The sequence below is a fragment of the Bradyrhizobium sp. USDA 3397 genome, from assembly GCF_054060965.1.
Genome location: NZ_JBSSDS010000001.1, coordinates 2,217,096 through 2,231,429 on the forward strand (window position 1 = coordinate 2,217,096; position 14,334 = coordinate 2,231,429).

Annotated in this window: 13 protein-coding genes; 6 read left to right on the forward strand and 7 right to left on the reverse strand. The window is 65.6% G+C overall.

Annotation, left to right across the window (positions count from 1 at the left end; translation table 11 throughout):
• Positions 1-26 precede the first annotated feature (26 nt).
• The 3 genes from ACVWYQ_RS10575 to ACVWYQ_RS10585 all read right to left on the reverse strand — a co-directional run bounded on the left by ACVWYQ_RS10575 (position 27) and on the right by ACVWYQ_RS10585 (position 4,560).
• Positions 27-2,279, reverse strand: a complete 2,253-nt coding sequence (locus tag ACVWYQ_RS10575) for a flagellar hook-basal body complex protein (protein WP_157280822.1) — start codon at positions 2,277-2,279, stop codon at positions 27-29.
• Between the two features lie 223 nt (positions 2,280-2,502).
• Complete coding sequence (gene msrB / locus ACVWYQ_RS10580) at positions 2,503-3,015, reverse strand: peptide-methionine (R)-S-oxide reductase MsrB (protein ID WP_036015643.1); 513 nt, start codon at positions 3,013-3,015, stop codon at positions 2,503-2,505.
• 87 nt (positions 3,016-3,102) lie between these two features.
• Positions 3,103-4,560, reverse strand: a complete 1,458-nt coding sequence (locus ACVWYQ_RS10585; RefSeq protein ID WP_404539718.1) for an NAD(P)/FAD-dependent oxidoreductase — start codon at positions 4,558-4,560, stop codon at positions 3,103-3,105.
• Positions 4,561-4,652: 92 nt separating this feature from the next.
• Between ACVWYQ_RS10585 and ACVWYQ_RS10590 the strand changes: the two genes are divergently transcribed.
• Both ACVWYQ_RS10590 and ACVWYQ_RS10595 read left to right on the forward strand, forming a co-directional pair.
• On the forward strand, positions 4,653-5,189 hold the full coding sequence (locus ACVWYQ_RS10590) for a SixA phosphatase family protein (protein WP_275502468.1): 537 nt from the start codon (positions 4,653-4,655) through the stop codon (positions 5,187-5,189).
• Between the two features lie 56 nt (positions 5,190-5,245).
• Positions 5,246-5,671 (forward strand): universal stress protein, encoded by a 426-nt coding sequence (locus ACVWYQ_RS10595; protein ID WP_036015633.1) that lies wholly within the window; start codon positions 5,246-5,248, stop codon positions 5,669-5,671.
• Between the two features lie 178 nt (positions 5,672-5,849).
• Here ACVWYQ_RS10595 and ACVWYQ_RS10600 read toward each other — a convergent pair whose 3' ends face one another.
• Entirely contained in the window at positions 5,850-6,086 is a 237-nt protein-coding gene (locus tag ACVWYQ_RS10600; protein WP_456725606.1) for a DUF1127 domain-containing protein, read from the reverse strand.
• A 186-nt stretch (positions 6,087-6,272) separates the two neighbouring features.
• Here ACVWYQ_RS10600 and ACVWYQ_RS10605 point away from each other — a divergent pair, with 186 nt between their 5' ends.
• A complete protein-coding gene (locus ACVWYQ_RS10605) occupies positions 6,273-7,616 on the forward strand; it encodes an aminotransferase-like domain-containing protein (protein WP_275502467.1) in 1,344 nt (447 codons plus the stop codon).
• Between the two features lie 59 nt (positions 7,617-7,675).
• Here the strand turns inward: ACVWYQ_RS10605 and ACVWYQ_RS10610 are convergent, their stop codons facing one another.
• On the reverse strand, positions 7,676-8,257 hold the full coding sequence (locus ACVWYQ_RS10610; RefSeq protein WP_456725607.1) for a hypothetical protein: 582 nt from the start codon (positions 8,255-8,257) through the stop codon (positions 7,676-7,678).
• A 76-nt stretch (positions 8,258-8,333) separates the two neighbouring features.
• Between ACVWYQ_RS10610 and ACVWYQ_RS10615 the strand changes: the two genes are divergently transcribed.
• Complete coding sequence (locus tag ACVWYQ_RS10615; protein WP_275511895.1) at positions 8,334-8,768, forward strand: hypothetical protein; 435 nt, start codon at positions 8,334-8,336, stop codon at positions 8,766-8,768.
• Between the two features lie 4 nt (positions 8,769-8,772).
• On the opposite strand, the gene ACVWYQ_RS10620 is transcribed toward ACVWYQ_RS10615, so the two are convergent.
• On the reverse strand, positions 8,773-11,172 hold the full coding sequence (locus tag ACVWYQ_RS10620; protein WP_456727136.1) for a bifunctional diguanylate cyclase/phosphodiesterase: 2,400 nt from the start codon (positions 11,170-11,172) through the stop codon (positions 8,773-8,775).
• 678 nt (positions 11,173-11,850) lie between these two features.
• On the opposite strand from ACVWYQ_RS10620, the gene ACVWYQ_RS10625 reads away from it, so the two are divergent.
• Positions 11,851-12,189, forward strand: a complete 339-nt coding sequence (locus ACVWYQ_RS10625) for a hypothetical protein (protein WP_271540526.1) — start codon at positions 11,851-11,853, stop codon at positions 12,187-12,189.
• 38 nt (positions 12,190-12,227) lie between these two features.
• Here ACVWYQ_RS10625 and ACVWYQ_RS10630 read toward each other — a convergent pair whose 3' ends face one another.
• Positions 12,228-12,734: a YciE/YciF ferroxidase family protein gene (locus ACVWYQ_RS10630; RefSeq protein WP_275511897.1), complete on the reverse strand. Its 507-nt coding sequence runs from the start codon at positions 12,732-12,734 to the stop codon at positions 12,228-12,230.
• A gap of 427 nt (positions 12,735-13,161) precedes the next feature.
• Between ACVWYQ_RS10630 and ACVWYQ_RS10635 the strand changes: the two genes are divergently transcribed.
• A complete protein-coding gene (locus ACVWYQ_RS10635) occupies positions 13,162-14,244 on the forward strand; it encodes a lysylphosphatidylglycerol synthase transmembrane domain-containing protein (RefSeq protein WP_271540529.1) in 1,083 nt (360 codons plus the stop codon).
• Positions 14,245-14,334: the final 90 nt, after the last annotated feature.

The window sequence follows — 14,334 nt, forward strand, 5'->3', positions numbered from 1 at the left end:
CCCGCCTTTGTTACGTCACGCGCCGATCAGCGCAACACGTTGAGGAGATCCTGCACCATCGAGTTTGCCGTCGTGATCACCTTGGTGTTGGCCGAATAGGCCTGCTGGGTCACGATCAGCTTGGTGAATTCGTCGGCGATGTCGGTGTTGGATCCCTCCAGCGACGAGCCGCTGATGGTGCCCGAAGCGCCGTCGATGGCGTCACCCGATTGTTCGGTCGCGGCATAGGCGCCGCCGTCCATCGCCTTCAGATAATTGGTGCCGTTGAAGTGCGACAGCTGCACCTGCGCGAGGTTGAGGTTCTGGCCGTTGGAGAAGGTGCCGACCACCACGCCGTTGTTGTTGACGGCGACCGAGCGGAGCTGACCGGCGGCGTAGCCGTTCTGGGTGATGGTGTTGATCGTCACCGCGCCGCTGGTGCTGGCATATTGCGTCAGGCCGCCCGAGGAGATGTTGAAGGCGACCGAGCCGAGCGACTGGCCGCTAACGGTGACGTTGTTGATGGTGATGCCCGAGCCGCTCGGCGAGGTCAGCGAGCCGTCGGCGGCAAAGGTGAAGGTCTGGCCGGTATTGACCCATCCGACCGTCGTGCCGGTCGCGTTCGGGTCGGTCTGGTAGAACAGGTTCCAGCTGTCGGAATGACCTGCGCCCAGCGAGGCGCTGTCGGTCTTGGCCCAGCGCAATTGCAGGTTCACCGGCGTACCGGCGGCATTGTAGGCGGTCACCGCGCCGCCGCTGATCGATTCCTTGGTGAAGGTGGCGATGTCGTTGCCGATCACGCCGCCGGTGCCGGCCGTGCCGCCACCCTCGCGATTCCTGGTGATGGTCGAGGTGAAGCCGAGCGCGGAGAAGGCCGCGCTGTTGGAGCTGGAGACCGTCAGGTTGGAGACCGTGCCGGTGTTCAGCGTGATCACGCCGCCGCTGCTGACCGACGATCCCGAGGCGCCGGAGAGCGCATCGATCTTGCCGAGCAGGGTCGTGACGTTGTCGGTGACGTTGATCTGGTTCGGGCCCGAGGCGCCGGAGTTCATGAAGGTCAGGGTCTGACCATTGACGGTGATGGTGTCGCCGGCGGAGAAGCCGGATGTGAGCACCTGGGCGCCGCCGGCCGTCGCGCTGCCGCTCAACACGGTCGCGCCGGAGATCGCCGGCGACGACAGCACGTTGCCGCCGCGTGTCACGCTGCTGATGCCGAGCGCGGTGGCGGCCGTGCCGCTGCCGATCGCAACGTCCGTGCCGGTGCCGGTCGCGATCTGGATATTGCCGCTGACCGAGAGCGAGGCCGTGACGCCGGCGCCGCCGGCGGTCTGGATCGCATTCAGAATGTCGGCCACTGTCGCCGTGGTGCCCGCACCGAGACCGATCGTGGTGTTGCTGCCGACGGTCGAGACCGTGGTGCCGCCGTTGAACGTGATGGTGTTGCCGTTGATGGTCAGCGTCTGGCCGCTCAACGCGGTCAGAATGCTGGAGGCGAGATGCGTGCCGGCGGCATTGTCGAGCGAGGTGGTGGTCGAGGCGACTGCCGAGGAATTGTTCTGGAGCGCAACTGTGCCCGTGGCCGTCGTCGAAGAATAGGCCGAGCGGATGTTGCCGGTTGCGGCCGCGCCCGAGACCGTCGCGTTGGCATAGGGCGCCGGCGGCGTGCCGACCGGCAGCGGGTTGGCGGCGAAATCGGACGGGTTCAGGCCGCCGGCGGCGAGCAAGGTGCCGGTCGATGCCGTGGTTTTTGCCACCGTGTTCGGCTGGGTCGGCAGGTTCGCCGCGTACTGGATCGAGGTGGTCGCCTGCGCCGGAATGAAGTTGTTCTGGAATTGCAGGACGTTTGCCACGCTGCCGGTCGGGTTGCCGGTCTTCGGGTCGACGGTGACGCCCATCAAATAATAGCCGGCGCCGTTGACCAGGTTGCCGTTGGCATTGAGCTGGAAGTCGCCGCGCCGCGTGTAGTAGGTCACCCCGGTGAAGACAGGCACGTTGTCGACGACGCCGCTCGCCTTCTGGATCGAGAAGAAGCCGTCGCCGGTGATCGCCATGTTGGTGGCGACGCTGGAGGACGAGATCGTGCCCTGCGTCGTGATGGTAGCCTTGGCGTTGGCCTGCACGCCGCCTGCCACCTGCTTGCTCGGGACTGAGGAGTCCGGAATGAGGTCGACGAAGCTGGTGCCGATGCCCTTGTAACCGGTGGTGGATGAGTTCGCGATGTTGCCGGAAATGTTCTGCAGCGCGAAGGACTGCGCCTGCAGGCCACCCACCGAGGTGTTCATTGCATCGAAGATACCCATAACTTTGTCTCCAAATCCGATCTCGGCGGCCGGTCGACCATGGCCGCAATCGGAAAGAGACGTCGCAAGGCCTATGCCAATGCGGGTATCTTCAGCAAATCAATGACTTAATGAAAAAGCCCCGGTCTGACGACCGGGGCACATTTGCCGGGACCGGCAACAATTGCCGGGGCATCCTGTCGTTCCGGAGCGGTCCGCAGGACCGGAATGACTCCCGTGAAACCTACGTCGCCGACGCCGCCGCGGGATGGAAGACCAAGCCGAAACCGTCGATGCAATAGCGCAATCCGGTCGGCTTCGGGCCGTCGTCGAAGACATGGCCGAGATGGCCGCCGCAGCGCCGGCAATGCACCTCGGTGCGGACCATGCCGTAGCTGCGGTCCTCGGTCTTGCCGACATTGCCTTCGATCGGCGCATAGAAGCTCGGCCAGCCGGTGCCGCTCTCGAACTTGGTCTCCGACGTAAACAGCGGCAGGTCGCAGCCGGCGCAGGCGAAGATGCCCTTGCGCTTCTCCTTGAGCAGCGGGCTGGAGCCGGGCCGCTCGGTGCCGTGGTTGCGCAGGATCTCATATTGCTGCGGCGTGAGCTGCGCGCGCCATTCGGCCTCCGTCTTGGTGATCTCGAACTTCTGCGCGGCCTTCTCGCCGGCCTCGGCAGGTGTTCCCCTCAGCCAGCGCAAGGCCGAAAGGCCAAACAGGCCGGCGACAGTCGTGAGCAGGATGCGGCGGTCAAGCATGTCATTCTCCGTGCGCGGGAAGTCCACGCCCTGAGATACGGGCTTCTGCCGGCCCAAGTTACACGTCGGAGCGGAATTTCGCTCAACTTATTGCGAGACGCGGTCCTCGTGCACGACCGGTTCCGCAGCGCCGACCGCGGCTTTCGGCGGTGGCGCCGGCCGGGGTCGCACGCCGGGCGGCGCTCGGCGCGGACCGGTGCCGGCGGCGCGGTTGGCTTCGGCGACGCGGGCCTCGCGTTGCCTGTCCTTGACCCTGGCGCGCTCGCGATAGCGGGCGAGCGCACCTGCGGCGGCGGAGCTCGCCCTGCCCCAGATCCCGACCAGCTGGCCGGCGACGCGCCCCGTGGCGCCGCCCGCCCAGACCAGTTCGAACGGCGAGAACAGCTTCCAGCGCTCATCGCCCCACAAAATGCTGCGTGCGATCATCTGTCCGGCCATGGCGGAGGTGTTCATGCCCTGACGACCGAAGCCGCTCGCCACCCACAGGCCTTTGCGCAGCTGGCCGATCTGCGGCATGCCGTGCACGGTCTGGCCGGTGGCGCCGCCGAAGATGTCGGTGATCTCGACATTGCCGAGCTCGGGAAAGATCGTCCGGATCCGCCGCTTGATGGCGCCGGCGAAGCGCTGCGGACGCGCGGCCCAGGTGGTCTCCGGGCTCTCCCACATCAGCCGGTCGCCGTCGACGACCCGGAAATGGTCGACGCCGTCGGAATCCATCACCGATCCCTTGAAGGCGATGATTTCGTGCACACGCTCGCCGAGCGGCGCGGTCACGCCGGCATAGCGCCAGACCGGAAGCAGCGTCTCCGACAGGCGCTTGGAGGGGGCGCCGAGATGAATGTTGCCGGCGAGCACGATGTGGCTCGCCCGCAGCCGCGCCGAGGGCGTGACGATGCGCTTGCGGATGCCGGAATGATCGATGCTGACGACCGGCGTGTCCTCGAAGATGCGGGCGCCTGCCCGCCGTGCCAGCGCCGCAAGGCCGTGCACATATTTCCGGCCGTCGACCTGGAACGCTTTCGGATAATACACGCCGTGGAAGTAATGATCGGTCTTGAGCGCCTCGCGCACGCGATCGACCTGCCAGCCTTCGACCTCGGTATCGAAATCCTCGTTCAGCATCTGCAGCCGGCTGATCAGCCGGTCGCCTGCATCGACGTTGGAGACCTCCAGCGCGCCGTCGCTGAGGCCGATCCCCGGCATGCTCTCTTCGCTGGCGTTGGCCCGGACGAACGCGGCGCCCTGCTTCGACAGGGTCCACAATTCGCGGGCGTCCTCCAAGCCGATGCGCTCGATCAGGTCCGTGAGCGGCAGCGCAAAGCCCGGCATCACGGTGCCGAGCTGGTTGCCGGAGGCGTTCCAGCCGATATGCCGACCCTCGAGCACCGCGACGCTGGCCCCGAGCCGGGCCGCCTCCAGCGCCACGGTAAGCCCAGCTAGGCCCGCCCCGATCACACAAATGTCGGCATCGAGATCGAACGACAGCCGCACGCGGTCGCGAAAGCCGGCTTCTTCCTGGGACACGCTTGTGAAAGTCTCGCTCATAGCGTTTCTTAAGATACCAACCGGGCGCCTGTCACCTTGTCCTCAACCGGCGCCTGTAGATTATCGTGGACGTGGAACGATTCGAGAATGCCATGCGCCGTTTGATGCTGCTGCGTCACGCCAAGACCGAGACCGACGCACCGAGCGGCCGTGACCAGGACCGCCGGCTCGACGACCGCGGTCACAAGGATGCCGCGCGGATGGGAGACTGGATCGCGGCCCATCCGCCCTTCCCCGATACCGTATTGGTCTCCCACGCCGTGAGGGCCCGTCAGACCTGGGACATCGCCTGGGAGGCGATGAAGGACCGCGTCCCGGCGCCGCAGGTCGAGGTCCTGCCGGAACTCTATGGCGCCGATCCCGCGCAGATCCTGGACACCATTCGCACCGCAACCGCCCCCGCCGATCCGAAGCGGCTGCTGCTGATCGGCCACAATCCCGGCATGCACGAGGTCGCGCTCATGCTGATCGGCGGCGGCGATCCCGATGGCGCCAAGGCACTCGGCGACAACCTGCCCACAGCGGGGCTTGCGATCTTCGACTTTGACGTCAAGGATTGGGATGACGTGGCCTACCGCCGCGGCAAGCTGGTGCTGTTCGTCAGCCCCAAGCTGCTTCGATCGAGCTAGAGACGCGCGGGCGCCGTCTCGACCGGTTGTTCAGCTTGGTCTTCAGGGAGGCGCAGATGTTCAAGTCCATCCTCGTGCCCATCGATCTCGCCGACACCGATCTCGCCAAGCCGGCGATCGCGACCGCGGCGACTTTGTCGCAGACCTGGAGCGGCACCGTGCGCCTGCTCAACGTGCTGCCGATGACGCCGGTGATGCTGGCCGAGTACGTCCCGGCCGATTTCGACGAGCAACAGCGCCAGACCTCGGAAGAGGCGCTTGCCATCGTCGCGCGGGAATCCGGCATCGAGCCGTCCCGCATCTCCAGCGTGGTGCGCCAAGGCGGCATCTATCACGAGATCCTGGAGGAAGCCGTGCACGTGAAGGCCGATTTGATCGTGATGACCTCGCATCGCCCGGCGATGCGCACCTATTTCCTCGGCTCCAACGCCGGCCACGTCGTGCGCTACGCCAAGTGCTCGGTGCTGGTGGTGAGGCACTGAAGGGCAGCAGACTCCGTCATTGCGAGCCACACTCGCGCTCCCGTGCCCCGGACGCCGCGCAGCGTCTCTTCGCCGATGCGCTGCAGAGCCGGGGCCCATGCGTCAGCGAGTGCGATCCGCTGGGTCCCGGCTCTGCGCAGCAGCGCTTCCCGCTGCAGCACTTCTGGACACGCGAGTATCACAGATACCGCGACAGCTCGGTCTTGAACTGCCCGTACACGGCATCCTCGATCTGGCTGCGTGTGATGCCGATGTCGCGCAGGGCGCGGTCGTCGAGCTCGTTCAGGGTCTTGACGGCGGAGCGGCGCTCCAGGCTGTCGAACAGCGCGGTGAGGCGCAGGGCTAGGGCACTGAAAAATCCGCCCGATGAGGATGGGCGTAAAGTCCGCCCGGCAGTTTGCGAGATCGTGGTCATTCTTCTTCTCCGGCCTGTCGTTCCGCGCGGCGAAGCAGGTGCCGTTGGCGCGGACGCTTGCGGGCGCCTGCACCTCATTTGCCATCGGATTGCTCTCGCTCTCCTCGGCTCAATCGCGGAACTTGATGGAACTTAAATGCTCCAGTACACTCCTCGGAGCAAGCAAAACATTGCTCTCGGTGCAATATGTCCAAGTTCGAGTATGTGAAGCTGGCCGACGCCATTGCGGCCGATATCACTAACGGCACGTTAAGGCCCGGCGACCGGCTGCCGCCGCAGCGCAATTTTGCCTATGACCGCGGCATCGCGGTCTCGACCGCGAGCCGGGTCTATACTGAATTGCTCCGCCGTGGCCTCGTGGTCGGCGAGGTCGGGCGCGGCACGTTCATCTCCGGCGACGTCAGGCGTGAAGTCGAGACCATGCGCGAGCCGGCCGACGCGCGCATCAATCTCGAGGTCAATTACCCGCTATTGCCGCAGCAATGGGCGATGATCGCCAAAAGCCTCGCGGGGCTCGAGCGCATCGACGCGCTCGAATCCGCACTGCGCGTTTCCACCAGCACCGGCACCAAGAGCGCCCGCGTTGCCGCGGCTGCCTATCTCGCACGCAAGGATTTTTCGCCGCAGCCCGAGCAGATCTTCTTCACCGCCAACGGCAAGCAATCGCTGGCGGCCGCGCTTGCCGCGCTGGTGCCCACCGGCGGCCGCTGCGGCGTCGAGGCGCTGACCTACCCTTACGTCAAGAGCATCGCCGCGCGGCTCGGTGTGACGCTGGTCCCGATCCCCATGGACGAGTTCGGCGCGCGGCCCGACGCCATCCAGAAGGCCCATCGCGAGGCGCATCTGTCGGCGCTGTATCTGCAGCCCATCATCCAGAACCCGCTCGGCGTCACCATGAACGCGACGCGGCGCGCCGACATCATGCGCGTCGCCGAGAAGCTCGATCTGACCATCATCGAGGACATCGTCTACGGCTTCCTCGCCGACGACACGCCGCTGGCCGCGCTCGGGCCCGACCGCTGCATCGTGCTCGACAGCCTGTCCAAGAAGGTCGCGCCGGGGCTCGCGCTCGGCATCCTCGTCGCGCCGCCGCATCTGCGCGAGAGTGTGATGAGCGCGGTGCGGACCGGCGGCTGGATCGCCTCCGGCCATGCGCTCGCGGCCGGGCAGCGGCTGATGGCCGACGGCACCGTCGCCGAGCTGACCCGACTGAAACGCATCGATGCCGCGCGCCGACAGCAGACCGCCGCTAGGCTGCTCTCCGGCTACCAGCTCGCCGCCGATCCGCGCTCCTATCATCTCTGGCTGACGCTGCCGCCGCACTGGCGCTCGCAGACCTTCGTCGCCGCAGCAGCAAGGCGCGGCATCGCGCTGACGCCGTCCTCGACCTTTGCAATCGCGCACGGTCATGCGCCGAACGCGGTGCGGCTCGCGCTGGCCCCGCCCTCGCCCGAGCAGCTCGATTCCGGCCTGCGCACCATCGTCTCGCTGCTCGGCACCAAGGAGGACGATTTCGATTCGACGGAGTAGGGCTCTCATTTGACGCGTTTTCTTCACGCGAACCGGACCTCACTTCGCTCGCAAACGCTTTAGGGCAGCAGGGCCTTCGGCACGCGATCGAAACTGTAGCTCTGCGGCCGGTTGCGCCGCACGAAGCCGCCGACCTGCCAGGCGAACAGCGCGGCGAAGCCGAGGATGAACAGCACGCCGGCGAGTTCGCCGGTCAGAAGCGCGCGGATCAACAGCCCCGCCATTGCCACGGCGAGCACGGCCAGGAACGCCAGCACCGCCGCATAGGTCTTGCGGCCGAGGCCCGCGGTCAATTCGGCGCGGCTGCCGGCTTTGGCCATCCGCGCATGCAGCTCGATCAGGAAATCGCGAAAGCCGTTGTCCTGCGGCGCCATCAGCGCCGCGGTCTGCCAGCTCGTCGACAGGATCGCGATGCGGCCGCCGCCAGTGCGGCTGATATCGGCGCGGAAGCGGTGCTGCTGCATCGACACCGGGCGGAACGACAGCCGGATCGCCGAGATCTCGTCATAGCGCCACAGGCCGGAGCGGCCGGCGATGTGCCAGGACAGCCCCTGCTCCGTCAGCTCGAAGCGATGCGCCGAGCCGATCAGCGAGGCCTTGTAGGCATAGCTCGTGGTCGAATCCGCTTCCGCTCCCGGCATGTCGTCAACGAACCCATGGGCGATCGCTTGGGCGATCGGCTTGCGCGATCGCCCCCGGCCATCCTACAAGCGAGACATGGCTGAGACGACCTTTTTTCCGCGCCGCCTGATTCTCGGCGCCGCGATGATCTCCGGTGTGTTGCTGGCGCTCGCGGTGCACATGCTGGGCGCGCGCTACGGTCTCGATCTCGGCCGCCTCTGGCGCTCCGACACGCATGAGTTCATTCCGGCGGGCGCCGCCATCGCCTGGTGGCTGATCGCCACCGTCGGATTCTCCGGCGGCTATTTCACGGCGAGCCTGATGCAGAGCGCCGTCTCCGGACAGATCCCGCAGCGGATGCGGCAATTCCTGATCGCGGTCGGCGTGCTGCTGCTTGCGGGAGCGGGTCAGGCGGCGTCGGCGCCGAGCCCGGTCCCGACCGTCTCGGGCGTGCTCGCCGGGCTTGCAGCCCTGTGTCTCGGCGCCGTGATGGCGTTCTGCGGCGCGCATTTCGCGCTGCGCCGAAGCTGACCTCTCAAGCCGACGCGCGCAGCCGCGGCCGTTCCAGCATGATCGCGACATCCGAGGCGGGCCGCGGCTTGCTGAACAGATAACCCTGCGCCTGGGTGCAGCCCTCGCGCCGGAGCAGCTCGAGCTGCGCGTCGTTCTCGACGCCCTCCGCCGTGGTGACGATGCCGAGGCTGCGGCCGAGGCCGGTCACGGCGCGAATGATCGCCATGGAATCCTCGCGCGTCGCCAGCTCCGACACGAAGGAGCGGTCGATCTTGATCTTGTCGAACGGGAAGCTGCGCAGATAGCTCAGCGACGAATAGCCGGTGCCGAAATCGTCGAGCGAGATCCGCACGCCCATGGCACGCAGCTCGTGCAAGGTGGTCAGCGTCGCCTCGCTGTTCTGGAGCAGGACGGATTCGGTGATCTCGAGCTCGAGGCGGCGCGCACCGAGTCCCGATATGGCCAACGCCTCTGTCACCGCCGCGATCAGGTTCGGGCTCTTGAACTGCACCGGCGACAAATTGACGGCGACGTCGACATCGTCGGGCCAGGTGGCCGCGTCGGCACAGGCCCGGTGCAGCACGAACTCGCCGAGCTGGATGATGAGGCCCGTCTCTTCGGCCAGCGGAATGAATTTGATAGGTGCGATCAGCCCGCGCTGCGGATGTCTCCAGCGCAGCAGCGCCTCGAAGGCCACGACGCGCTCGCTGAGGACGTCGCGGATCGGCTGATAATGCACCTCGAATTCGTTCCGTTGGAGCGCCGCGCGGAGATCCATTTCCAGTAGCCGCCGCGCCTGCGCGCGCGCATCCATACCGGTCTCGAAGAAGCGGTAGGTGCCCCGACCGTCCGCCTTGGCGCGGTACAATGCGAGGTCGGCGTTCTTCAACAGCTCGTCTGGACTGCTGCCGTCCTGCGGCGACAGCGAGATGCCGATCGAGACGCCGATCACGATCTGATGCTGGTCGATCTCGTAAGGCGCCGAGATCACCTCGACGAGACGGCTGGCCAGGGATCTAGCCACCGCCTCCTCGGAGCGCCCGATCAGGACCACGGCGAACTCATCGCCGCCAAGCCGGGCCACGGTGTCGTTCTCGCCGACGCTCGCCTCCAGCCTGCGCCCAACCTCCTTCAACAAGGCATCGCCGATGGGATGGCCGAGCGAGTCATTGATGTCCTTGAAGTGGTCGAGATCGAGACAGAGCACCGCAAGCTGGTCGCCCGAGCTGGTCCGGCGCAGCCCATGCTCGAGCTGTTCGTGGAACAGCACGCGGTTAGGCAGGCCGGTCAGCGCGTCATGGCGCGCCATATGGGAGATCTTCGCCTGCGCCTCCAGCCATTCGGTGATGTCCTCGAAGGTTGCGACCCAACCGCCGCCCTGCATCGGCTGGTTGACCACCCGGATAGAGCGGCCGGAGCGATTGAGGATTTCGGTCGTGGTGCGGCCGTCCCGCGCATCGGCGACGAGGCGGGCGAAGAATTCATCGGCATTGCCCTGCCACTCGCCGCTGGCCTGCTCTTCCCTCAGCACGTCGGCCAGCAGGCGGCCGGTCAGGGCGATCCCGGTGCGGCGGAGCAACGATGCATAACGTTCGTTGAACAGCATGATCTTGCCGTCGGCGTCGAACATGCAGAGCCCCTGCGACATGTTTTCGAGCGCCGTATCCAGCACCATCTGCTGGCGGCCCAATTCGCCCTTGGCGCGGCGGTCGAGGAGCGCGGCGAGCAATGCGATCATGATGATCGCAGCCGCGGCGCTCGCGGTCAAAACCGACAGCGACGTCGGCGGGATTGATAGCCCGCTGATCACCAGTGTCGGATCCGGCGTCAGCTGCACCGCCCCCATCGCCGTGAAATGATGCGAGACGATGGCCACGGTCAGCAGCACCGTGGCACCGAGCGCGCCGGACAGGCTGTCACGCCGGTCAGCAACATGGAGCGCGAGCGCGCCGAAGATCAGCCCGAGCAAGATCGACACGGCCACGGTCCCCGTTGACCAGCTAACGCGCGCAGGGATTTCGAGCGCCATCATGCCCGTATAGTGCATCGCCGCCACGCCGCCTCCGACAACTGCCCCCCCGAGGGCGACGAGGCTGGGCCGGATGGTCGAGACCGCAACACTCAAGCCGACAAAGGTGACGGCGATGGCGAAGATCAGCGACACCAGCGTCACCGGGACATTGTAGGCGCCGCCGACGCCCGGTCCGTACGCCAGCATTGCGATGAAATGCGTCGCCCAGATGCCGCAGCCGGCGACGACTGCGTCGAGCGTTAGCCACACCAGGCGCCCCGATCCCTGCGTCGCGCGCGCCCTGTGAAACAGGCTGATCGCCGCCGCACTGGCGAGCAGACACACCGCGCCGGCAAGCGCGACCAGCCGCCAGTCATGTTCGTCGGTCAGACAGTAGAGCACCTGATACATAAGCATTCCCCAAGCCTGCCATCACCAAAGCCGGGAAGTGGTGGATATTAGGTAACGAAGGATGATTGGCGTGCCGGATGGTGAACAGGAGCTTCCAAAATCAACCGATCGTTGCCGGTCAGCACGCGTTCGCTCCCCGTTTTTCAATTGGCGGATGAGCGGGTGCCAATACAATCAACCTTCCCGCGCGCGCATGCCAGCCGCGCCGGGGACACAGGGAACGGGGGTGATTGCTTCGAGTTGGCCGCCGGGACTACATCCATAGGTTAGGCATGGCAACGAAGCACTACTCCATTGATCACACAGTGGGTCCGAATTCGGCAAGCTGGCTACGCTTGCAATCGTCGCCGGCCTGATCGGCGTGCTGTTCGCGGGCAGCACCCTGGTGACGCCGCTTTATGTGCTCTACGAGCGACAGTTCGGCTTCTCGCAAATCACCCTGACGCTGATCTACCTATGTGATCGGCAATCTGGCTGCGCTGCTGGTGTTCGGGCGCATCTCGGACCAGATTGGCCGCCGCCGGACAGCGCTCACTGCAACGGTCGTTGCCATCATCACGCCGTGGCCGGGGCTGTCTTCCTCGAGTTCTCCGCAGTGGTGGCCCATCGTTATCGCGCTGACGCTCGCTGTCGAGCCGCACGGCCATGCTGTGCTCCCTCGGCCTCATGCTCCCGAGCGTGGCACTGATCGTCGCTGCACAATTTCAGGCATCGATGGCCCTGATGATCGCGGCAACTACGCTATGCGCAGTTGCGGTGGGGCTGGGTTATCGTGGCAGCCTGCAGGTGGTGAACCAGATCGCGCCGGAGGATCGTCGCGCGGAAGTGGTCTCGGCCTATTTCATCTGCGGCTTTCTAGGCAACGCGCTTCCTGTGATCGGCATCGGGGTGATCTTGACGCTGGCAAGCCCGCGCCTTGCGAGTATCGTCTTCGCCGCCATGATCGCGGCCTTTGCCGTGATCGCGCTCGGCTTCGGGCTCAAATATAGGCCCACTAAATCAGGAACGCCGCGCTGATGGCGCGGCGTTCTCGGCGTCGGTCCAGTGCAATCGCATCAGCTCGCCGCGCGCAGATTCACCTTGCTCTCGGCGAGCGTCGTCAGCTTCTGGTCGGTCGCCTTCTCCTCCTCGAGCGTCTTGGCGAGCACCGCCGCACAATCGTTGCGGCCGAGCTGCTTGGCCCAGGCGATCAGGCTGCCGTAGCGGACGATCTCGTAATGTTCGGCAGCCTGCGCCGCGTTGATCAGGGCCGCGTCGAGCACCGCCTTGTCGGCAACTTCGCCGGCGGTCTCGTCGGCTTCCTCGATGATGCCGTCGATGGCTGGGCAGTCGACTGCCTTCACCGCGGCGCCGTGCATCTTGAAGACCTCCTCGAGCCGCGCGACGTGCTGCTTGGTTTCTTCGAGGTGCGTCAAAAAGCCCTGTTTCAGCTGCGGATCAGTGGCCTTGCTCGCCATCTTCGGCAGCGCCTTGGTGAGCTGCTGCTCGGCGTAATAGATGTCCTGGAGCTGATGCACGAACAGGTCGTTCATGGTCTTGATGTCTTTTGTGAACAGTCCCATCGTTCCGATCCTCGGGTGTTGGGAACACGGAGGCGCCGGCTCGTGCGAAAATGCCGCGTATTCCGCCATGTTCGATTGCTGATGGAGCCTAACGACCACGCGACATCGACGTTCCAAAAACGTCGATGCGGCCTGCGCTGGAACAATGCGGACGGCGCCGGGATTTGAGATCGTGCCGGCACGGTGAGCGCGCGGACGGAGCCGGGTTTCGCGACTCATATGCTTAACGGGCCGCCGATATGAACCGCGTATGACAAAGTTGCTCGCCGAACGCAGAACCTATTGTTGTCAAGGGCTGCACAAGCCGCTGATTTTGCCTTAAATGAGCTGGATCATGCCTAGCGATCGATGCCTTCCTTTTGGCCGTGATCGCACCCGACCGGCCAATGCCTGGCCCGGTCGATCTTGCCCCCCGCCGGGAGGATGAATGCACGGACTGCTGCCCGCGCTGAAGCGCGGCTTCAAGAGATGGATCGGCTGGCGACGGCTCGGAGTTGCCGCGAGCATCTTCATCATCGCCTTTGCGATCACCACGCTGGTGCGAACCCTCAAGGGCATCGATACCGGGGTCATCCTGACCGCGTTGACGGAGATTCCCCGCGGCAACATCGGGCTGGCGGCGATCTGCGTCGTCTTCGCGTTCTGTACGCTGACCTTCTACGACTATTTTGCACTGCGAACGATCGGCAAGAAGCACGTGCCCTATCGCATCGCGGCGCTATCCAGCTTCACGTCCTATTCGATCGGCCACAACATCGGCGCCACGGTCTTCACCGGCGGCGCGATCCGTTTCCGGATCTATTCGGACTACGGATTGAACGCGATCGACGTCGCGAAGATCTGCTTCCTGTCGGGCCTGACCTTCTGGCTCGGTAACATCTTCGTGCTCTCGATCGGCATGGCCGTCCATCCGGATGCGGCCTCCTCGATGGATCAGCTCCCCTCTTCGCTCAATCGGTTGATCGCCCTCGGCGGCCTCGCATCGATCGGCGCCTATCTGGTCTGGCTCTGCATGGGCGAGAAGCGCCGCGAGCTCGGCCAGAAAGGCTGGAAGGTGGTGCTGCCCTCGGCACCGCTGACCTTGGTGCAGATCCTGATCGGCGTCGTCGATCTCGGCTTCTGCGCCACCGCAATGTACCTCCTGATGCCGGCTAACCCGCCGATCGACTTCATGTCGCTCGCGGTCGTGTTCATCCTGGCGACCCTGATCGGCTTTGCCAGCCACGCCCCCGGCTCGATCGGCGTGTTCGATGCCGCCATGCTGGTGGCGCTGCCCCAGTTCGGCCGCGAGGAGCTTCTGGCCACGCTGCTGGTGTTCCGCATTCTCTATTTCGTGATCCCGTTCGGCCTCGCCATCTCCATCATGGGCATGCGCGAGCTCTGGATGAATGTGGTCGCACCGTGGCAGGAGCGGCGGCGGCTGGCGGAAGCCTGCGCGCAGGCCAACCTGCCGAAGGAGGTGACGCCGATGGAGCGCGAACGGCTGCTGCGGCAGGCCGGCAAGCGCTGAGCCGCCGAAGGCACCTCGGAATCATCGGACAAAGGTTGCGGGCCGGCGCGCAATCCTCTCTTATTTCCGCCTCAACTTTGCCGTTGAAGA